This is a genomic window from Legionella cardiaca (assembly GCF_029026145.1).
Classification (GTDB): domain Bacteria; phylum Pseudomonadota; class Gammaproteobacteria; order Legionellales; family Legionellaceae; genus Tatlockia; species Tatlockia cardiaca.
In genome coordinates this window covers 187,425-206,822 of record NZ_CP119078.1, presented here as the reverse complement: position 1 = coordinate 206,822, position 19,398 = coordinate 187,425, and the positions used below count along the sequence as shown (strand labels likewise).

Genomic DNA, 19,398 nt, shown 5'->3' with positions numbered 1-19,398 from the left:
AATGGCCGATATAAAAAAACCAAATACCGAAACAGGGGTTTCTCCAGCAGAAGCAGGGACTGCAAAGAATGAAGGATTAACTGTAGTTAAAGGTAAACCTATACCCTCAGGACATGATGCTTTGGGTGGTGCCTCATCTGAAGAATTGAGTAGAAAATTTTACAGATGGCAAAATGGCACGCTAAAGTTGGTAACCCAAAGACCTCAAGTTAAAGGAGTGACCTACTTTGAAGTACTCGACAGGGGTGGCGAAAAAATATTAGCCTTATCTGAAGGCACCGACATATCAGCAGGCGAGGTCGAAAGAGTAAAACAATCCTTGTTTAAAGATTTTAAAATTAAAATCAGTAACAGCCGATTCAGTTATAAAGGCGTTGCCAGAGGATTTTCGACGTTAGGAGTATCAGGAAGTTTAATGATTTTAAGCGGTGTTCTTGAGGCTATTCAATTATTAGAAATACCCGAGCAGATAGATGCCATAAAAGAAACTAATATAGATCCAATTATTGTTGATGTCGCTTTAAAACAAAGTAAGGTCAGCGCTCTTCTAAGCAATAAAAGAAGTACTTTGCAAAAAATTTCCTGGGAAGAAGGAACCGAACTACGCTCTACTAATCTTTTAATAGATACCGAAACCGGGAATTTAGCTACTGTCGTGCTTGAGGCAACCGATAACTTTGAAGTTGGCCAAATCATCGGTATTGGCCGGTCAAGATTTGTTGCAGAAAATGTGTTGATGAAGTCCAATATGTATAAGGACAATCGCACTAATGACCTTTATTTTCAATCTGAAAGAGGAAATTGGTTAGTAATTGGACCATCCACAGGCTCATGGGAATTGTTTCCCTTTCAATAATGCAATTTATTTTCCTGGTTAGAATTTCTGAATTATTTTGCTACAATTACACGCTAATTTTCCCACTTTGGGTGTATTTTATATTTTTTCTAGGTTTTTCAATTTATAACGACGTAGTTTCTAATATATTTTTTTAAAGGTTTTTAACATGATTTTACCCTCTTATTTGCAACCTCTCACTAATTACGACAACATTGCCCAAATGCAAACCTGTGCAAACTTAGCCAGACAAGTATTTGCTAACGAAGCTGTGGATATTAATTTAATCGACAAATTGCGCGGACAGTTGTTGCGCACACTGAAAGAGTCATTACAACATAAGGCTACTAATAACGGTGTTTACTATTCGCTGAAGCACTATGCCTTGAGTTTTTTCACCTTGTCTCAGCCTGTTTCCAGCTTAGAAAGGCTACCGACAGCGACGATTCAAGAGATCGAAAATGCAATTGTTACTGCTTTAGAAGGTTTGGCAGAAGACTATCCAATTAAAGACATTGACCCCATTGACCTCAATCCAATTAATGATGATGACATCTATTTTCTAAGTCTACAGGGACGAAAATACCGTCTTGAATCATTAGCTGACTGGATAAAGTTCAGTAAACAGTTTGTTTACCCGGATAATAATGACGAGATGTTCTCACAGGATATCGCTAAATTGAAACAGTTATGTACTCTTCATGGTGTATCTCTAGAACCTACAAAAAGCTATTCCTCTACGTTGCAAACAGCAATTCGCGAGGCAGGATTTACTGTCGAAGAAATGAAGGATTTAGTTGTTCCCGAACTACATAAAAATCATATTAATGCATTGCAGATGCTTACAACTAAATATCATTTTAGCTTTGTAGAAGCGATTAAAGAACTTCAAAAATTAAATTCCGAGCAAGCGGAGGCTTTAAATGTTTTATATGCTTATGGACTACGAGGAGAGCATTTAAGAAATCTATCTATTGCTGAAAGTGAATTTAGCGCTCATCATACGGCTGTTTTACAATTGCTCGTGCATGACAGAAACTACGATATTGATATGGCAGTAAATGCAATATCAGATTGTGATTTTGAAGAAGTGCAGAAATTCTATTCCACATCTCCGCAGCTATAATTTAATAGAAGTTTACGTCGGGTTAAGACCCGACGTTCTCTATTTCAAGTGGATTTTTATTTAGATAAGCACGTACGAGCTAACTCGGTAACTCATCAAATCGTTGCAAATCCTTTATCTTATCTTCCCAAGATGAGCGACTAGCACAGAAGATATGAGCCGTAGGCACGAGAGAAGAATCCTCATCTAATGTACCTGCTGGTAAAACCACATAATTTTTCTCATTCCTAGGCAATGGGCTGCCACAAGTCTTGCAGAATGCTCGTTCTTTTCGTGTCCCTTCTAACTGAAAATAACTGATATTATTATTGCCCTTCTCCCACGATAACCGAGACCCATTAAAGAAAACAGTAGCGCCGTGAATCGTGCCAGTTTCTTTTCTGCAGCGACTACAGTGACACAGATACATTGCCGTTGGCTTTTCTCCTGTTATGACATAGCGGCAAGCACCACATAAACATTCACCCGTGTAGTGATTCATTTAAATCGCTCCCTATCTGGATTCATTTCAACAAAAATATTCAAGGATACTATCTACTTAATGATAGAAATAAAAGTTGTCAAAACAGTGGAAGTAGCGATTTTATAGCAAGAGTAGATCATGGCATAAGCTACTCTTGCCTTAGATTTACGTCAAACTTGGAGGTTCATAACTGCTATCTGCGTCATGATTGATAGTCATGCCCGCAAACATGTCCCTGTCTTCCCAAGTCATGCTTTTGGCATGGGTAACTGGCTCACGTGCTAAAACATTTTTAATAATAACTTGGGGTACCCCGGTAAACATGGGCTCCACCCCCGCCTCTGTGCATTTTTCTACGTAATTAGCAATCTCCTGCTGCAAGACCATAACTTGCTCATCAACCTGATCTGCAATATCTTCAGGGCGAGCACGTAGAAGCTCATTGTCTCTTTTCTCCAGAGCCCGCAATCTAAAAATGACACTTGCCATAAAATTGATATCTACTTTAAGAGGTCCTTCTTCACGCCCCGGAGGAATGCTCTCCCCATAATTCAGTGTAATTTCAGTCGCCTCACCTAGACGGTTATTAAGGTATCTGGAGAGCAATCCTCCTATTTGCTTGGAGTTATTGTCCATCCAGTCGCGCGACACATTCATAAAGCATCCACGTAAAATCATCTTCCCCGCATTATTGGGACCAATTTGATATTCAGGCTGGACTTTAGGCATGGCTCTCTTCCTTAAGAGATGTTTGATTAAAGTATAGGAAATAATGGGAAATGTTCAAAAAGAACCGTGAGCAATATGCTTGCTGTTTTTTGCAATAACTTATATCTGGGGTTGGCTTAAGTGCAGTTAACTTGAATCTTCCAAAGAAAACCCGGTTGCCGACTTGCGCCAACCAGGCTATCAGGCTTTTATTGCTACTTACATCAATCGCGATTTGGAGGGAACGAGCCATAGCAACGTCATGCTTCCTATGATGGCAAATACTGCGCCATACAGAAAAACAATCGCATGGCTTAAATGATCCCATAATAAGCCGGCAACTACACTTGCAAATAATTCTAATAATCCAATTGTCGCGTTATACCAACCGATGCCACTCGCATGAAGCTGTTCTGGTAAAAAGTCGATTGCTAATGCTTTACCTACTGCGCGAAATATGCCTTGGAAAAGTCCATAAATTATAAAGAGAACAGCAAGTATCTCAATACTTTGAGTCAAAGCAAATCCCAGGTAAACAATAGCAAAAATGATAAATGATCCTAGCAAAATATTTTTTCTACCGAACCTATCAGAGAGAAAACCGGATGGATAGGAGATAAACGCTGCTACCAGATTAAATCCTGCATAAATAAGCGTTGTTGTTACCAATGAAGTGCCTATGCTTTGTGTCTGTAGAATCAGAAATGCATTACTGGAATTACCCATTCCAAATAAAGCCGTTGCTAAAAGATAAAGCCAATAAGCTCGAGGGAATTGTCGAACATTAATATCTAGTTTTGATTTGGCTTTTATCTTTAAAGTGCTTTCCTTAACCCAAAGAATCATACAAAAAGCCAGAAAACCAGGAATGAAGGCCAGATAAAAAATAAAACGAATATCGACAGTCATTACAACAAGTAAAAAAACAGCAACTAATGGTCCTAGAAAAGCGCCTAAATTATCGCCAATGCCCTCCAGGCCAAATGCTTTTCCACGATGTCTCCTGGTTACCGAGGATGCAAGCAATGCGTCTCGCGGTGCAGAACGTATGCCTGTACCCGTGCGATCAAGAAACCGTGCGCCTAAAACACCTTGCCAAACCGTAGAAACTCCTATTAAAGGCTTCGCGATTGCTGCTAATAAATAACCTGTTAAAGCAATTAATTTTCTCTCTCGCAGCTTATCTGATAACCAACCGGAAAATCCCTGTACAATGTTTTGTGCAGCTTGAGAAATTCCCTCAATAAGGCCGATAATGCTTCCACTCGCATGAAGCGTTTGTGACAGAAATATGGGGAGTACGGGATAGAGCATTTCAGTAGCAATATCGGAAAATAAACTTGCGATAGCAAGAAGGTAAGTATTCCTGGAAAGGCCAGAAAAATATTTTTTTATTGATTTAACTGCCATTTAAATACTAATTCCTTTTAGCCATTATGGTTTTATCCAGTTTGCTACAAATCTCAGTCAGATGGAATTAGGCGATAAGAGAGCAAGCTCCATTCGCTGGTTATATTCTATACTGAAAAGAGCTTATGGCTTATGAAGGGTGATAACAATGGGTAGCGAACGTGGGGATTTTCGTACTATTCATAAAGGATTAGCTATTGATGATTTGATTATCCAATATATGGAGGAAAATCATATCCCCGGTATGTCTTTGGCTATAGTTCAAGCGCCTTATATTACCCGTGTAGTTGGCTATGGATTTGCAGACCTCGATAAAAAACGTTTGGTTTCGACACGTACACTCTTTCATGTTGGGCAATTAACCAATGCCTTTACTGCGGTTGCCATCATGCAATTAAAGGAGGAGGGAAAAATAGAGTTAGATGACTTCATTGCTGATTATTTGCCGCATTTACCTGCTACCTGGCAAGCCATTACCATTCGCCAATTAATAACCCATACTTCCGGAATACCCGATTATTCAGAATGCAAGGATTTTTCCCACAGCACTGATTATCAACCCGAAGACATTTTTAATTTATTGCAAAATCACAATTTATTATTTCCTTCCGGGAGCGAAATGCAAAGCAGCGCTACCAATTTTTATTTACTTGGATTGATTATAGAAAAAGCCAGTGGTATCAGTTATGACGCTTACATAACTAAAAATCAAATTGAACGAGCAGATTTAAAACATACTTTTTTTATTAAAAATACCTCGTCCATCGATAATGAGGTAAATAACGGCACCATACCTTTCAAACACAGTAATTTTTTGCAAAATTATCTGCATGTTCATCCTTTGGAACTTGCCGTAGGTTATACCTCTGACAATAAAGAAGCTACCTCTAGTTCGTGGTCATCCACCTTTGCAAACAGTGGAATAATTGCTTCTGCTGAAGATATTAGTAAATGGGATATCTGTCTGGCAGGTTCTATCTTCATTAAAGAAACTGAAAATAGAAGTTTTTTATACCAGAATATAATTTTAGATAATAAAAAAGTCATTCCGGGTAATGCAGGTTGGTTATTTCCCGGTCATAAGGGGCTTATGCAAATAAAGGGAAATATTCCTGGCTATTCCGCTTTCTTAAGCCGCTTTACAGCACCCAACGAGCTATTGTGCGTCACGCTTTTAGCTAATAAGGAAAACTTACCTGATTTAGATATTCTGGCGCGTAAAATTGCAGCCGCATTCGATATTCATCTGGAAGCCCCAGAAGGTGTAAATTCAGAAACCATCCAAAGCCCCTATTCCGTGCCGCAAACAAGAGAGCGGATACTCGCGATTGTTAAGAAACAAGGCGGAACAATATTCGCCCATATCGACCACAGTGACGAGGCCCAAAAAGTCAATCTCTCGCTTCTTCCGACCGAGGTGCTTATCCTTGGAAATCCAGCCAAAGGCACCGCATTAATGCAAGAAAATGCAGCGATTGCGCTGGATTTACCTTTACGAATAATGATAACAGAGGATAAAACTGGCCAGGTGTGGTTAAGTTTTACTGATCCACTGCAATTAGGGAAACAATACCATATGCAAGGCAAGGAATTAAAACAGATTGCCACGGCCTTGCGCAAACTTTGTGATAAAGCCGTATCCGCACAAAGTAATCTTTAAGATGAAGCACCACCCGCGATTAAAAATTAGCGATGCTTGCATTGTGTCCTTTTGCAGAGCAAATCGCTTGGTCATCACTCTTTGTATATTCCGTTTGCTCTCGCGCAAAATTAGCCAGTGATTCAAGCCAATAGTTTACTTCGTGGCTGACAGTGGATTGTAATAGATTAGCGAGAAAGAAATTTAGATTATCCTTCTGTTTTTCGCCTGTTGTTTCACCAACTTCATTAAATATCCCATCAACAATTTCCCATTGCTGATTTAGTTCATCATACATGAGGTTATATTCATGGATGTCCCAGAAAGTGAATTTGGGATGATTGATGGATCTCATAAAATCAACAAAACTCTTTCTTAAAATAAATGCATCAGGGCTAATGAAGGTCTCATCCTCTAAATAGTGATGTAGGGTTCTACCATTTACACGGGTTTTAAATTGCGCATAAAAACTGTTGGTTTTAAAAAACCTGATATTCGTCATTCCATTTTTTTGTAAAACCTGATTGGTATTCTTTTCTTTGGCTGCCTCAAAAAAACTGTGCCATGGCAATTTGAAACGAAAAGGATGCGAGGGATTTTCATAGATCATTCTTAATGATGTTTTTGCTATTTTGACGCAGTATTGACCTGGCTCTGTACCAAATGAACCGGATCTGAATAGCCAATCATAGACATAAGGAAACAGGTAAGAGAAGATGCCTTTTTCATTCTCAGGGCGAGGAACCACTGGATAAACAGTACCAAATACCCCTTCCCCAAGAGGACGACTATAATCAATTTTGTAATCTGCAAATGACATGGACTTTTTAGCTTCATATTCCAATTTTGCTTGCATAATTATCGATATTTTTATTAGTGAGCCCTGGCATTAGTCTATTGGTCTTGATTCAAGGTATCAAGATGCACAAAATATAGCTTGAATATTGCCTAACCAGTTTCTATTAATTCCCGATCGGTAATATTTGTTATTTAAACATTCAAAAATACTAATTTATTCCCGAAAGGGAATATTATCTGGATTTTTTCCTAGCCAACGTATAAAGTTACCGTACGGGAATATAAAAAACTAACTATGATTCAATCAGCTGAAAATATCGGACAAGTTATTCGTAAGGTGCGCAAAGATCTAGGAATCACCCAACGTGATTTAGCCCTATCCTCTGGTACAGGATTGCGTTTCATTATTGAGTTGGAAAAAGGAAAATCTACTTGTCAAATTGGTAAAGTATTACAGGTATTGCAAGTGCTTGGTATTCAGCTGCGTCTATTCCATGCGGAGATAGAAATTGCAAAATCATAAATTAGATGTTTACCTTAATCAGACTTTGATTGGTCAATTAAATATCGATGTCTTCGGTGATATGGTCTTTGTTTATGATGGAAACTATCTAGAAAATAAAAATAATCGCCCTTTATCACGCTCGCTTCCTTTACAACAAGAACCCTATACGGCTAAGCAATGCCGTCCTTTTTTTAGCGGTCTTTTGCCTGAAGCCCATTTACGCACATCCATCGCTCGCCAATTGGGTATCAGCGAAAAGAATGATTTTGCATTATTGACAGCGATCGGAGGTGAATGTGCTGGTGCTATAACCCTACTCCCCGAGTCTGCTCGACAAAGTGATTTAAAACCGGACTATCGCATCATTGGTGACAACGCAGTAGCCGATATTTTACAAACCTTGCAGCAAAGACCCATGTTAGCTGGCGAAGATGGGATACGTTTATCATTGGCTGGCGCACAAGATAAATTAGCCATTGCTATTATTGATGATCATATCGCTATCCCGTTAAATGGTGCACCCAGTACGCATATTTTAAAACCAGTCAATCGTGATTTCCCCTCTTTAATTGAAAATGAATGTTTCTGTCTAGAGTTAGCTCGAAAAATTGGCTTAAATGCAGTTGAAGCGACCCTACATCATACCAATGGAATTCCCTATCTTTTGGTCAAGCGGTATGATCGAATTGCAACGGAAAGTGGCATTCAACGTATACATCAAGAGGATTTTTGTCAGGCCATGGGCATTAGTCCAGAAATGAAGTATCAGCGAGAAGGGGGACCAGGAGTCAGTGATTGTTTTCAACTACTAAGAACTGCATCAAGTCTCGCAGTCATTGATATTAAAGAATTATTGCAAGGAATTTTGTTCAATTTGTTCATTGGTAACAATGATGCACATGGCAAAAATTTTTCGTTTTTATACCAAGGACAACAAACACGGTTAGCTCCATTCTACGATATGATTTCAACTATCTATTATCCTAATCTTGCAACTAAAATGGCGATGAAAATTGGCAGTAAGTATGAGTTTGATGGTTTATTTCCACGCCACATTGTACAAATGGCTGAGGAAGCCAATCTATCAGGAGCTTTAGTGCAAAAAGAGGCTATGAAGATATTAGATAAAATCCAAAATAATATTACAGAGAGCCCCTTTACTACCACCATCTTGCAGCGTATTGATAAGTTCAATCAACGCTTTCAGCAAGTATAGGGATTATTGCCTGCTCCATCCATACTTGCCCATCATTGTATCAACATGATAGAATTGCGCGCAATTAGATTCCGTCAGGTAGAGACCTGTTCCCCACAAACACCAAAAAATTATATTTATAAACAGAGTTGTTGCTCATTAAAATCACTATGATAGGAGAAGGATAGTATGCCTAAAAATATTTCCGTAGTTGGCATCATGATTGGTGCAGAATACAAAGACTTTAAACTTTATCATATAGAAGAGAGCTGGGAAAAAACCGCGCAACATTTCAAGTCTTCAGCAGGTACTTCCGAGGCCTCAGGTTTCCAGATTCTTCAATATTTAGCCAATCCATCGCTTGATGCTAATACGCAATTTATTATTGCCTATGATGTAGCTTCCCCTAATAAAGAAGCACATATTAAAACAATCCTTACAGGATTAAAAAAAATAAAGAAAAATGATTTACTCCCTACTTTAGTAGCAATAGGACATGAGTCTTCTCCTTGGAGTGAAGATATTATGGAGCAAGTTACTTTCAAAGAAGTTGAAAGTACTGACAATCATTACGACTTATTTAAAAGTATCATTGATGAAAAGTTCAAAACTCTTAAAGATGAACTACCTTTTCATGAAAGGTTGGAAAATGTATCTCCGCTACCCGAAGCATCTTCGCCCGCAATGAACAATACTTCGCCAGCAATGAGCAATATTAGTATGTTGGTATTAGATGGCTTTATCTTTACACTAGGAATTGCAGCTATTGCCGTAGCCTTTACCGTGCTTAATGCTGCAACTTTCGGGGTAGGAGGATTAATAGTCGCAGGCCTTGGCGTTGCTGCAGCTCTTACAGGATTTGGATTATTTACTTCTCATGTCCGTGAGAGACATACCATACCAGACGAATCACCTGATTTTGCACCTTAACTTCCCCGGAAATAAACGTTCTCTTGGACATGCTATCCGCATAACGCCAAGAGAACAGACATTTACCTAGCTTTTTTCATTTACATTTAACTTGGTGAGCTCAGTAATTTGTTGGTAATAATTTTCATAATTTTCTGAGCCTGGAGAGGAATAATTCAAATTTTTAAGTAGGCTTGTTATTTTCATGAAGAAATTGCGTGCCTCTTCTTTTTCTTTAAACTCATACTCTTTTGTAATCATTGCTACAAGCAGATTAAATAGCGTTTTCTGCCTCTCGATTGGTACCGATACATCAACAGCATCGTAGGCATCCTGTTGTAAGTAAGCCATATCAAACACGAGAGACTTTTGATAGGTAACATAATCTTCCATGGTAATCCCTTCTTCTCCTGTGACCTGCATCATATTAAAAATATCCTGCCCCTGGTGCAGAAGCTTTGTTATTTGATTGACTTTCATAGTCCAGGTTGGTTCCAGATTCGTTTCAAACCATGATTTTAACTGTTCAAAATAACGTGACCAGGAAATTAGTGGATCAACAGCAGGATAAAAGCGTTTATAAGCCCTGTCGTAACTCAATCCAAGAAATGTTTTGACAGCACTCAAGGTAGATTGCGTTACTGGTTCTTCAAAATTACCACCAGCTGGAGATACTGTACCAACAATAGTTAAGCTTCCTAAGGAATTATCAGTACATTTAATAATACCGGCACGCTCATACAATCCACGAATGCTGCTATCTAAATAAGCTGGAAAACCTTCTTCTCCAGGAATTTCTTCCATACGTCCGGAGGTTTCTCTCATCGCTTGTGCCCAGCGTGAGGTAGAGTCAGCAATTAGTAATACATTAAACCCCATTTGGCGATAGTATTCTCCCAAAGTAATTCCTGTATAAATTGATGCCTCTCTTGCTGCGACAGGCATTGAAGATGTATTACAAATAATGATTGTTCTGTCCATCAGAGTCCCACCTGCTCGGGGATCAATCAATTTTGGAAATTCGGTAATCGTCTCCACGACTTCACCAGCACGCTCGCCACAAGCCACGATGATGACGATGTCGACATCAGAGTAACGAGCAATCAAATTTTGCAGAACAGTCTTTCCTGCGCCAAATGGGCCGGGAATGCACGCAGTCCCTCCTCTTGCGATAGGAAAAAAGGTATCGATTAAACGCAAGGTTGTAATCATCGGTTGGGAGGGATAAAGACGTTCAGCAAGATGATTTGTCATCAATGTTTGGGCAATGGAAAATCGTACAGGCCATTTCTGGCTCATACTTATTTCTCGCGCATGATGATGCTTATCGACCAATCTGGCTATAGGCGTTTCTACAGTAAACGTACCTTGCTGAATCCACTCAACACTTATATTTTTTCCCATATCAAAAGGAACCATTATTTTATGGGTCAATCTGCCTTCCTGGACAACACCTAATACGCTACCAGCATTCACTATATCGCCAGCATGCACACAAGGTGAAAAAACCCATTTTTTGTTGCAATCTATCGATGTTTCTCTTACACCACGGGGTAAAAAATAACCATATTGGCGAGCAAAATTAAGCAAAGGATTTTGTAAACCATCATAAATCATTCCCAACAACCCAGGTCCTAAGGTAACCGACAATTGTTTTCCTGTTTGTATAACAGCATCGCCAATTGCAATCCCACCAGTCTCTTCAAATACTTGAGCAACAGCTGTATCTCCTCTTACGTGTAAGATTTCAGCCATAATTTGTTCATTACGATGGGTAAGTTGTTGCTGCGGGCAAATATAGATAATTTCATTTTTTACAATAGGTTGTTTACCCACTTGTTTGATATGAACGATTCCCTCTTGAAGCGCAATTACTTTAGAATTAGCTACTTGTGAAGCTTTTCCTGCTTTCATGACAAGTGTGTCCTTTATTTTTTATCAAAATCCCTTTTGCTAATGTTTTTCATGAATTAGCGAATCTACCAATTCATTTACCCTATTCAACACATTGGCATTATTGAATTTTGACCAGTAGTTAATAATATCCCAACGCAATAAATAAATAACAAGGGCTTCAAAATCAAAGTAGTGTCCTGTTTCTATAACAGCCAAGTATTTCCAGATGTAAGCTAATAAAAACTCTTCGACTGTCGCTGTGTCTTCTCTTGCTAACTCAGTAGTGATCCTGGTAATCCAAGGATAAACAAATTTTAATCCAAAATCAGGCTCATTCCAGTTGCGAATCAATTGACGATCCCAACGTGTAATCCAATAATTCTTAGGGATTTCAGGAGGTAATTCTTTATCATTCCTCATGCGAATTGCTGAAAAAACACTACGCAGGTCTAAATACCAGGTAACAATGTTATGAACAAAAGCAGAATCCGATTTAAGAACGCGTTGATAAGCTTTCCTGGTTTCATTTACAGTTTGTTGTGGCTTAAACCAACTTGTCCAAAGTAATGATTCAATTTCATAGAGGAGCCTTCGTTTTTCCTCTGACAGAGGCTGCAAACGTTTCTCCAATTGCAATCTTGAAATGGGTGTTTCCTCGATTTTAAAATACGTATTCATTCGAGGTAAGCTCGAAACAATCATGTAAAATTGTTGAGTCATTGTAAAAGTCCTTCTAACAACGCACGAAACCTGGGCTGCATATGTTTGATCAATAAGCTACTAACCGCCTCTTCTGTTAGATCCAAAACAATTTCATCCTCAACAAGATAAACTCGAATTCCTACTGGTTTTTGCGCATCAGGATTAATTGTTACACTCATTCCCGCCTTGAGCATTTGTTTGGTAATCGATTGCACTAATTCTTTTAAGGAGTCTTTCTCCATTAAATCAGGACTATTGCGAATCTCTTCAAAGTCCAACACTTTTTCCGGCAATTGAATTTGCGTTTTTTTCGCTTTAAAAGCTTGCAGTTGCTCTTTGCTATCTACAGCAATCAAGAGAATTAACTGGCGTAACATTTCTTCATTATCTAACTCCTTATGCACTATGCGACTTACTTCTTGTTTAAATCTATCAATTAGATTTTGTCTTAACTCAAGGCGCATATTACGAGCAGCAAGTTGCAGAGCATCTTCCGTGGCCTTTTTTTCCTGAAGAATCGTTTGATGCGCCTCCTTAATGAGTGCTTGTGCTTTCTCCTGTGCGCTATTTAATATCGCATTCGCTTTGGCTTTAGCTTCATTAATTAATTTCTCCGCCTCTGTTTTTCCAGCGTTTACTCCTTCCTCTTTTAATCGATCAATTAATGTTTCGATACCTTGAGAAATTATATTTGCAGATTTATCTTGCTTCGCTTCCATTGCAAGCTCCTATATTCCAGTGCTCAATACCAGAGCAAATACAAATATAAATACCGCAAAACCTTCAACAATTGCTGCAGGAGCAATCGACAAACCAAAAATTTCCGGTTTATTTTTTGTTGCATTGATTGCGCTTGCACAGCAATACCCTTGTTGAATTGCACAAATCATCAGCGCAATGCCACTTAGCATCCCAATACCGAATTGTGCCCCTGCAATTGCTGAGGTTACGGGTTTGTTCAAGGTGAACATAATCACAATCCCCATAATAGCTTGCGTCGAAGGAAGCACGGAAACACCGATGTATTTACCATAACTGCCCTCCGTATCAAGCATGACACCAATAGCCGCCTGGCCTGCGATAGCACAACCACAAATACTGCCAACCGTTGCCAGAGCCATTGGTGCAAAGATTCCTAACCATCCAAATAACGGCATTAACTCATTCATGAGAGATCTCCTGCTTTTTAAATGGTTGAAAACAATAGCCATCTTCCTTAATAGACCATTTGAAAAATTCGATATAATTCAAGCGTAGTCCATGGATCACGGCACTCATTAGACATAAAGCAAAATTTAAAGTCTGGCCGATTAATAAAACTAACGCAGCCAAAACCCAGCTGGTTTGCGCAAGATGATGAGCAATTGTATTAAAGGTGATTGCCAATGAGGCTCCTGCTAACCCCAAAGCAAATAAACGTAAATAGCTGAGGATATCACCAAAAAGGGAGGGTAATTCTGCTAGAGCGGCAATACCACGAAAAATTCTTATTAATAACGATTTGAAACTTTTCACGGGTTCATTGGAAGCAAAAAACATGATGATTAACAAACTTAGCGAAAGTACGATAATTGCCAGTTTCGTTATCTTGTCTTGATGGTTTATTAATCCCATAGCTAATCCTAAGGCTGCGATAATAAAGAAAATAAACCCAATAGATTGTACCCGCTCGTTAAAATTCGCTGCAAACCAAGCTCGCATACCACTACCTATGCATATGTGTATGCAACCTATAATAATTACCAAGGTCATCATCGCATTAAAATTATTGATATTGATGATCTTTAATGCAGCCAAAAACGTGCCTGCTTTAGGCTCAACGCCCCAATAACTACCCAGTAAAACACCATAAATAATTGAAAAAATACTGAGAGCAACCAATAAAGGTCTTAACCATTCTGCTCCGTTATACTTACCTAGCCATTTCCAACTAAAGAGCGTGAAGAGAGCCAATACAATTCCATAACCTGCATCCGCTAAAATCATGGCAAAAAAAAGTGAAAACGAGAAAAAAACCATAAAAGATGGATCTAAGGCGTGGTAACCTGGAGTTTGATAAAAATTTACCAGTTTCTCACCAGCTGTTAACCAGGAATGCGTTTGAAGCAAGGTTGGCGGTAATTCATCCGGCAATGGCGACTCAATTGTCATCCCGATTTGATGTTGATGACAAAATTGTTTCATCGCCGATAATTGAGCAACTGGGAGCCATCCTTGTAACAGAAAAAAATTGTCATGCTCCTGACTCATTTCCGATGCTTTTTTCAATTGTGTCCGATCTGCAAATTGCGCCACCTCTGACGATAATAGGTAGCGATATCGCGTTAAACTTCGGCGCTCACCGATAAGATCATCTATTTTTTCATCGACTTCATCCAATTCTGCAAGCAGAACATTTAACGACAATGAACCTGTATGAATACGATGAGTGGGGAGTGTTTCATTTTGAGACTCTGTCTCAGATGGAATAACAATATAGACATAACGATTATTGCGGTATAATTCCTGGATTGGTTCATCCTTAGGAATTACATCAAGCTCTTTGATATTTATTTTATAAAACCACAATTTTATTCCAGCTAACTCTTTCTCGGGCGGTAATTCAAAATTGCCCCACTCCGATAGTTCCTGAATGCGATTGCTAAGAAAATCACGTCTATCAGTATATTTCCTAAGTTCCCGTTGATTTCCTAAAACACGTTCAACAATTTGCTCAGCAGTAACATCTTTCCATACTAAACGTTGACGTCCTTGTTCCGGGGAGTCTTTGAGATAGCGTATTGCTATCTTTATTTGGTCAAGGAGGGTCGTTGAAGCCGTGGTTAAGGATTTACTGGGTGGTTTAATAGCAATTAAATGCAGGAAGCCAAACTCCTGTAGAGCATTCATCAACTCGACTTTCATGCAGTTTAAACCTATTAGCGTTACTTTTTTAAATGCGGCAATACTCATGATGATTGTTGCCTTTTTCTTTTAGCGATCTTCGATCTGACAACAGCAGCACGCTCGCTATCTGCCAAAAAAATCTGTATTAACCGAATATGATTTAAGGCATTGGGAATCAAAACTTTCTCAAATAAATTTTTTCGCTGAGTAACTGTTTGAATAGATTTGGTTAATAATTGCAATCGAGACAATGTTACCTCTGTTTGCAAGCGAATCTCAGTGAGTGCACGCACTGCACTTATTAAATTTTCAAACCAATGGGGTGTATTAAGGTAGGCATAATCTTGAATATTAAATTGGATGGAATTGAATATTGGCAGCTTCACACCCACAATATTTTCCTCTCGCATATCGATCGCTGCAATTTTTACCAATTGTTTAACCAAAGGTATATATTCAGAAGCCATGGGCAGGTTTTTTTCAATATTATCTTTTAACGTCTTTTCTCTTTCTTTAAATACTTGAAGTTGGTCATTAACAATATTTCGTTCAGATAATAATTTTTTTCGCTTCAATTCCAAGGAAGGAAGATATTTTTGATAATTTTTTAAATTCTTTTGTTCGAGGCTTAGAGAGGCCTTATTAAGTTTGATTTGTGTCATGAAGCTTTCTCTCCCCGAACGTCAGCTTTAAAATACTTGGAAACTAACTCTTGTTTAATCAGTAATTCATTTTCATGAAAACATTCACCAAGTGTTTGCCAACACAAATCCAACGCTTTTTCCAATGGGATAGATACCTTAATATCCATGAAACGTTCACGAAATAACTGGCCAAATTTTAATAATCGCTCATCAAACTCGGAAATTTCAAAAGCCATTGCCTGTTTCTGCTCGGCTTCGCAGGCTGCAGAAAAAAACCGAATCATTGCATTCATAATTTGCCCATGATCATCCCTGGTTTGTTTGCCTATAACATGCTGCTTCAGTCGCGATAATGAGCCAAAAGGATCAATAGAACCGGAATGCAAATAGAGTTGCCCTTCGGTGATATATCCGGTGTTATCTGGAACAGGATGAGTCACATCATTACCTGGCATGGTAGTAACCGAAAGAATAGTTACAGACCCAGCCCCCTGGAAATCACATGCTTTTTCATAGCGTCTGGCTAATTGGGAATACAAATCTCCCATATACCCACGGTTAGAAGGAACGCGCTCCATAGCAATTCCTACTTCTTTTAAAGCATCCGCAAAAGCAGTCATGTCCGTTAATAGCACGAGGACACGCTTACCTTCCTCGACAGCCATTTTCTCAGCTACAGCCAAGGCCATATCTGGGACAAGTAAGCGTTCTAAAATAGGATCAGAAGCCTGATTAACAAACATAATGGTGCGAGCGATAGAACCATGATCTTCAAATGTTTTGCGAAATGCATAATAATCATCAAATAATAATCCCATTCCACCAAAAATAATGACATCAGCATCTGCTTGGGTAGCAATTTTTGCTAATAATTCATTATAGGGTTCACCCGCAATTGAAAATACCGGTATTTTTTGACTTTCTACCAGGCAATTGAAAATATCAATCATGGGTATATTCGTACGAATCATTTTTGAAGCCAGGATTCGACGCGTTGGATTCACTGTTGCAGTTCGAATAGGTATTTGATCATCCTGATCAAGCTTAGGCCCACCATCAATAGGGGTACCAGTGCCATTAAACACGCGTCCTAAAACATTTGCGGAATAACTTACCATCATCGGATGACCAAGCAAGCTTACTGAGGAATCCGTTGATAAGCCTTTGGTACTTCCAAAAACCTGTAACGTAATAACATCCTGTTGTAGCTGGGTAATTTGAGCCAATAATGTTTTGCCTGTGGTGCTATGAATAAGGGCTAAATCATCCAATCTTGGCATGGTGATTGATTTTTCATTGTCATGCATTTGTGGCACAGCAATTTTAAGAATATCACCAGTAATCTCACGTATATTCTTATAATGAATAATACCCATGATCTTCCCTCATTGTATGCTTGGCATTTGCCATGAGAACAGCTACGGCACATGAACCCAGCCGAGAACGTACGCCATCAGCTCGACTCGTTAAAATGATAGGAACTGTTGCGCCTAAAATAATGCCGGCAGCAGTTGCATCAGCTATTAAAACAAGCTGTTTCGCCAAGATATTGCCTGCTTCAAGGTTGGGAACAACAAAAATGTCCACTTCTCCAATCACAGGTGATTTAATATTTTTGGCAAGAGCGGCATGCAAACTGAATACATTATCATAGGCAAATGGGCCATCTACTATCGCCCCCGTAATTTGGCCTCTCTCAGCCATCTTGGCTAAACAAGCAGCATCTGTGGTGGACGTCATGACAGGATTTATTGTTTCAACTGCTGATAAAATTGCTACGTTGGGAGTAACATTTTGATTGAATGCATGAAAAAGATCGATAGCATTTTGGATGATGTCTCTTTTGGTTATCAAATCAGGCATGATATTAATTGCAGCATCTGTCACTATAAAAGGCTTATGATATTTTTCAATAGCCATGATAAACGCATGACTAATACGACGTTTGGTCCGTAATCCCCCTTCTTTTTTTATAACTTCATGCATCAATTCGTCGGTATGCAAACTACCTTTCATCAACGCATCTACTTTTCCGGCGTGCGCCAATGCCACCGCTTTGGCTGCACAGGAAGAACTATCAGCGTCATCAATAACCTCATAATTGCTTATATCGATTTTAATTTGCTCAGCCAAATCTTGAATTTTTGCCTTAGGTCCCACTAAAACAGGTTCAATTAATCCCAATTTTGCTGCTTCCAGTGCTCCATCAAGAGCATCCTGACTACATGGATAAACCACTGCCACCTTAATTTTTGGCAATGATTGACATTTATGCAGAAATTGCTTGGCTAGTTTGTCAACGTCGAGTTTTTTTTCTTCCATGACTTCGACCATCCTTTTTCGCACCAGAACCATTTGTAGTTATGAAATTATTAATTTCGGGAATAATGGTGTTACGAAACTTGCTACCATTAAATAAGCCGTAATGCCCTACTCCAGCTGCTAAATGATACTTTTTCATGTCATCGGGAAGATTTTTACAAAGACTAATGACCGATTTTGTTTGCCCAAGTCCGGTAATGTCATCTTTTTCCCCTTCGATAACTAAAATCGATGTTTTTCTTATATCCTGTAATCTTATGTCCTTTCCTCTGGATTTATATCTTCCCTTAACCAGTAGATGCTCTTGGAAAACGGTATGAATTGTTTGCATATAAAATTCAGCCGTTAAATCCATTGTCGAGAAATACTCAAGATAAAATTGGATGGTCTTAATGGCTTTATCACGCTGGTTTGCGCCATAGTTATGAATAGCATTTTTAAGAGATTCCATATGTCTTTGCATATTCATACTCATAAAACCAGACAATTGCATAAAACCTGGATAAACAAGCCTCATTGCTCCAGGAAATCTTGCTGGAACCATTGAAATGACATTTTGTTGGAACCAATCTTCACCTCGAGACTCGGCTAATTCATTAACTGCAGTAGGTGACTTACTCGTATCAATAGGTCCTCCCAATAAGATGGCAGAGCGCGGTAGTTTTGGATCATCATTGGTTGACATCAGGGCCAACGCGGCCAATACAGGAACCGTAGGTTGGCAAACAGCCATCACATTTAGATCAGGACCTAGTAGCTTAAAATGGGAAATTAGGTAATCAATGAAGTCATTTAAATCAAAGGCCCCTTCCTTTAGTGGCACATCGCGAGCATTTTTCCAATCGGTGATATAAACATCATAAAAGGGCAATAAGCCCTTGACAGTATCTCTTAACAACGTTGCATAATGACCGGACATGGGAGCAACTAGAAGCATTTTAGGAAATGCACCCTCACTAATCTGTCTTTTTTTAAATCGAATTAAATTACAAAAACTTTTTTCATCAATGATTTCTTCGAAAATATCAAAATATTCATCATCAATTTTTACTTCTTTAATATTAAATTTTGGCTTCTCATAGATATTTGTCATCATATGATAAACATAAAAATAGCCTGCAAGCTCGCGATAGTTCTTAATGCCAAATTGCATAAAACTTTTAATAACGTCTTGTTGCATGTCAGAAAGAAAAGGAATGGTTACTGGCAAATCCATGGTATTTGCTAATCGCTGGCAACGTTTTGATAAGGTAAGGGAATAATCCGAATACGGCTGAATAGCCCTCATGGTAAAATCATACCAATTATAAAGAGAGCGGTTATCTAGAGGATTAAATAACATAGAAGTTCCTTTTCTATT

At 38.7% G+C, this 19,398-nt stretch carries 19 protein-coding genes; 6 read left to right on the top strand and 13 right to left on the bottom strand.

Translation table 11 applies throughout. The features are described 5' to 3' along the window. Position 1 precedes the first annotated feature (1 nt). A complete protein-coding gene (locus PXX05_RS00935; protein ID WP_275089184.1) occupies positions 2–856 on the top strand; it encodes a hypothetical protein in 855 nt (284 codons plus the stop codon). A gap of 148 nt (positions 857–1,004) precedes the next feature. Beyond that, on the top strand, positions 1,005–1,961 hold the full coding sequence (locus tag PXX05_RS00930) for a hypothetical protein (RefSeq protein ID WP_275089183.1): 957 nt from the start codon (positions 1,005–1,007) through the stop codon (positions 1,959–1,961). Between the two features lie 79 nt (positions 1,962–2,040). On the opposite strand, the gene PXX05_RS00925 is transcribed toward PXX05_RS00930, so the two are convergent. The 3 genes from PXX05_RS00925 to PXX05_RS00915 form a co-directional block, all read right to left on the bottom strand. Further along, positions 2,041–2,442 carry a GFA family protein gene (locus PXX05_RS00925; protein ID WP_275089182.1) on the bottom strand — a complete coding sequence of 134 codons (402 nt, stop codon included), beginning with the start codon at positions 2,440–2,442 and terminating at the stop codon, positions 2,041–2,043. A gap of 147 nt (positions 2,443–2,589) precedes the next feature. Further along, a complete protein-coding gene (locus PXX05_RS00920; RefSeq protein WP_275089181.1) occupies positions 2,590–3,153 on the bottom strand; it encodes a hypothetical protein in 564 nt (187 codons plus the stop codon). Positions 3,154–3,351: 198 nt separating this feature from the next. Then, on the bottom strand, positions 3,352–4,542 hold the full coding sequence (locus PXX05_RS00915; protein ID WP_275089180.1) for an MFS transporter: 1,191 nt from the start codon (positions 4,540–4,542) through the stop codon (positions 3,352–3,354). Between the two features lie 148 nt (positions 4,543–4,690). Here PXX05_RS00915 and PXX05_RS00910 point away from each other — a divergent pair, with 148 nt between their 5' ends. Further along, complete coding sequence (locus tag PXX05_RS00910) at positions 4,691–6,202, top strand: serine hydrolase (protein WP_275089179.1); 1,512 nt, start codon at positions 4,691–4,693, stop codon at positions 6,200–6,202. A 19-nt stretch (positions 6,203–6,221) separates the two neighbouring features. Here the strand turns inward: PXX05_RS00910 and PXX05_RS00905 are convergent, their stop codons facing one another. After that, positions 6,222–7,037: a hypothetical protein gene (locus PXX05_RS00905; protein WP_275089178.1), complete on the bottom strand. Its 816-nt coding sequence runs from the start codon at positions 7,035–7,037 to the stop codon at positions 6,222–6,224. 237 nt (positions 7,038–7,274) lie between these two features. On the opposite strand from PXX05_RS00905, the gene PXX05_RS00900 reads away from it, so the two are divergent. From PXX05_RS00900 to PXX05_RS00890, 3 genes are all read left to right on the top strand, one after another. Further along, the gene (locus PXX05_RS00900; RefSeq protein WP_275089177.1) at positions 7,275–7,502 is read left to right on the top strand and encodes a type II toxin-antitoxin system Y4mF family antitoxin; all 228 of its coding nucleotides are present in this window, start codon (positions 7,275–7,277) and stop codon (positions 7,500–7,502) included. Next, positions 7,489–8,700 (top strand): type II toxin-antitoxin system HipA family toxin, encoded by a 1,212-nt coding sequence (locus PXX05_RS00895; RefSeq protein WP_275089176.1) that lies wholly within the window; start codon positions 7,489–7,491, stop codon positions 8,698–8,700. The genes PXX05_RS00900 and PXX05_RS00895 overlap by 14 nt, the downstream gene beginning before the upstream one ends. A gap of 168 nt (positions 8,701–8,868) precedes the next feature. After that, positions 8,869–9,609 carry an NfeD family protein gene (locus tag PXX05_RS00890; protein WP_275089175.1) on the top strand — a complete coding sequence of 247 codons (741 nt, stop codon included), beginning with the start codon at positions 8,869–8,871 and terminating at the stop codon, positions 9,607–9,609. A 66-nt stretch (positions 9,610–9,675) separates the two neighbouring features. On the opposite strand, the gene PXX05_RS00885 is transcribed toward PXX05_RS00890, so the two are convergent. From PXX05_RS00885 to phaZ, 9 genes are read right to left on the bottom strand one after another with little or no spacing between them, the layout of a single operon-like run. Beyond that, complete coding sequence (locus tag PXX05_RS00885; RefSeq protein ID WP_275089174.1) at positions 9,676–11,502, bottom strand: V-type ATP synthase subunit A; 1,827 nt, start codon at positions 11,500–11,502, stop codon at positions 9,676–9,678. Positions 11,503–11,541: 39 nt separating this feature from the next. Beyond that, a complete protein-coding gene (locus PXX05_RS00880; protein ID WP_275089173.1) occupies positions 11,542–12,204 on the bottom strand; it encodes a DUF2764 family protein in 663 nt (220 codons plus the stop codon). Continuing rightward, the gene (locus tag PXX05_RS00875) at positions 12,201–12,905 is read right to left on the bottom strand and encodes a hypothetical protein (RefSeq protein WP_275089172.1); all 705 of its coding nucleotides are present in this window, start codon (positions 12,903–12,905) and stop codon (positions 12,201–12,203) included. Before PXX05_RS00875 ends, PXX05_RS00880 begins: the two co-directional genes overlap by 4 nt. 9 nt (positions 12,906–12,914) lie before the next feature. Next, positions 12,915–13,355, bottom strand: a complete 441-nt coding sequence (locus tag PXX05_RS00870; RefSeq protein ID WP_275089171.1) for an ATP synthase subunit C — start codon at positions 13,353–13,355, stop codon at positions 12,915–12,917. Beyond that, positions 13,348–15,138, bottom strand: a complete 1,791-nt coding sequence (locus tag PXX05_RS00865; protein WP_275089170.1) for a V-type ATP synthase subunit I — start codon at positions 15,136–15,138, stop codon at positions 13,348–13,350. Before PXX05_RS00865 ends, PXX05_RS00870 begins: the two co-directional genes overlap by 8 nt. Further along, complete coding sequence (locus PXX05_RS00860; protein WP_275089169.1) at positions 15,135–15,734, bottom strand: V-type ATP synthase subunit D; 600 nt, start codon at positions 15,732–15,734, stop codon at positions 15,135–15,137. Before PXX05_RS00860 ends, PXX05_RS00865 begins: the two co-directional genes overlap by 4 nt. After that, on the bottom strand, positions 15,731–17,092 hold the full coding sequence (locus tag PXX05_RS00855; RefSeq protein ID WP_275089168.1) for a V-type ATP synthase subunit B: 1,362 nt from the start codon (positions 17,090–17,092) through the stop codon (positions 15,731–15,733). The genes PXX05_RS00860 and PXX05_RS00855 overlap by 4 nt, the downstream gene beginning before the upstream one ends. Beyond that, positions 17,073–18,038, bottom strand: a complete 966-nt coding sequence (locus tag PXX05_RS00850; protein WP_275089167.1) for a bifunctional enoyl-CoA hydratase/phosphate acetyltransferase — start codon at positions 18,036–18,038, stop codon at positions 17,073–17,075. The genes PXX05_RS00855 and PXX05_RS00850 overlap by 20 nt, the downstream gene beginning before the upstream one ends. Next, positions 18,013–19,380, bottom strand: a complete 1,368-nt coding sequence (phaZ, locus tag PXX05_RS00845; protein ID WP_275089166.1) for a polyhydroxyalkanoate depolymerase — start codon at positions 19,378–19,380, stop codon at positions 18,013–18,015. Before phaZ ends, PXX05_RS00850 begins: the two co-directional genes overlap by 26 nt. Positions 19,381–19,398: the final 18 nt, after the last annotated feature.

Excerpts from the sequence above, each read along its gene's own strand:
- PXX05_RS00935 (WP_275089184.1), top strand. The coding sequence starts at position 2 with ATGGCCGATATAAAAAAACCAAATACCGAAACAGGGGTTTCTCCAGCA.
- PXX05_RS00930 (WP_275089183.1), top strand. The coding sequence starts at position 1,005 with ATGATTTTACCCTCTTATTTGCAACCTCTCACTAATTACGACAACATT.
- PXX05_RS00925 (WP_275089182.1), bottom strand. The coding sequence starts at position 2,442 with ATGAATCACTACACGGGTGAATGTTTATGTGGTGCTTGCCGCTATGTC.
- PXX05_RS00920 (WP_275089181.1), bottom strand. The coding sequence starts at position 3,153 with ATGCCTAAAGTCCAGCCTGAATATCAAATTGGTCCCAATAATGCGGGG.
- PXX05_RS00915 (WP_275089180.1), bottom strand. The coding sequence starts at position 4,542 with ATGGCAGTTAAATCAATAAAAAAATATTTTTCTGGCCTTTCCAGGAAT.
- PXX05_RS00910 (WP_275089179.1), top strand. The coding sequence starts at position 4,691 with ATGGGTAGCGAACGTGGGGATTTTCGTACTATTCATAAAGGATTAGCT.
- PXX05_RS00905 (WP_275089178.1), bottom strand. The coding sequence starts at position 7,037 with ATGCAAGCAAAATTGGAATATGAAGCTAAAAAGTCCATGTCATTTGCA.
- PXX05_RS00900 (WP_275089177.1), top strand. The coding sequence starts at position 7,275 with ATGATTCAATCAGCTGAAAATATCGGACAAGTTATTCGTAAGGTGCGC.
- PXX05_RS00890 (WP_275089175.1), top strand. The coding sequence starts at position 8,869 with ATGCCTAAAAATATTTCCGTAGTTGGCATCATGATTGGTGCAGAATAC.
- PXX05_RS00885 (WP_275089174.1), bottom strand. The coding sequence starts at position 11,502 with ATGAAAGCAGGAAAAGCTTCACAAGTAGCTAATTCTAAAGTAATTGCG.
- PXX05_RS00880 (WP_275089173.1), bottom strand. The coding sequence starts at position 12,204 with ATGACTCAACAATTTTACATGATTGTTTCGAGCTTACCTCGAATGAAT.
- PXX05_RS00875 (WP_275089172.1), bottom strand. The coding sequence starts at position 12,905 with ATGGAAGCGAAGCAAGATAAATCTGCAAATATAATTTCTCAAGGTATC.
- PXX05_RS00870 (WP_275089171.1), bottom strand. The coding sequence starts at position 13,355 with ATGAATGAGTTAATGCCGTTATTTGGATGGTTAGGAATCTTTGCACCA.
- PXX05_RS00865 (WP_275089170.1), bottom strand. The coding sequence starts at position 15,138 with ATGAGTATTGCCGCATTTAAAAAAGTAACGCTAATAGGTTTAAACTGC.
- PXX05_RS00860 (WP_275089169.1), bottom strand. The coding sequence starts at position 15,734 with ATGACACAAATCAAACTTAATAAGGCCTCTCTAAGCCTCGAACAAAAG.
- PXX05_RS00855 (WP_275089168.1), bottom strand. The coding sequence starts at position 17,092 with ATGGGTATTATTCATTATAAGAATATACGTGAGATTACTGGTGATATT.
- PXX05_RS00850 (WP_275089167.1), bottom strand. The coding sequence starts at position 18,038 with ATGGAAGAAAAAAAACTCGACGTTGACAAACTAGCCAAGCAATTTCTG.
- phaZ (WP_275089166.1), bottom strand. The coding sequence starts at position 19,380 with ATGTTATTTAATCCTCTAGATAACCGCTCTCTTTATAATTGGTATGAT.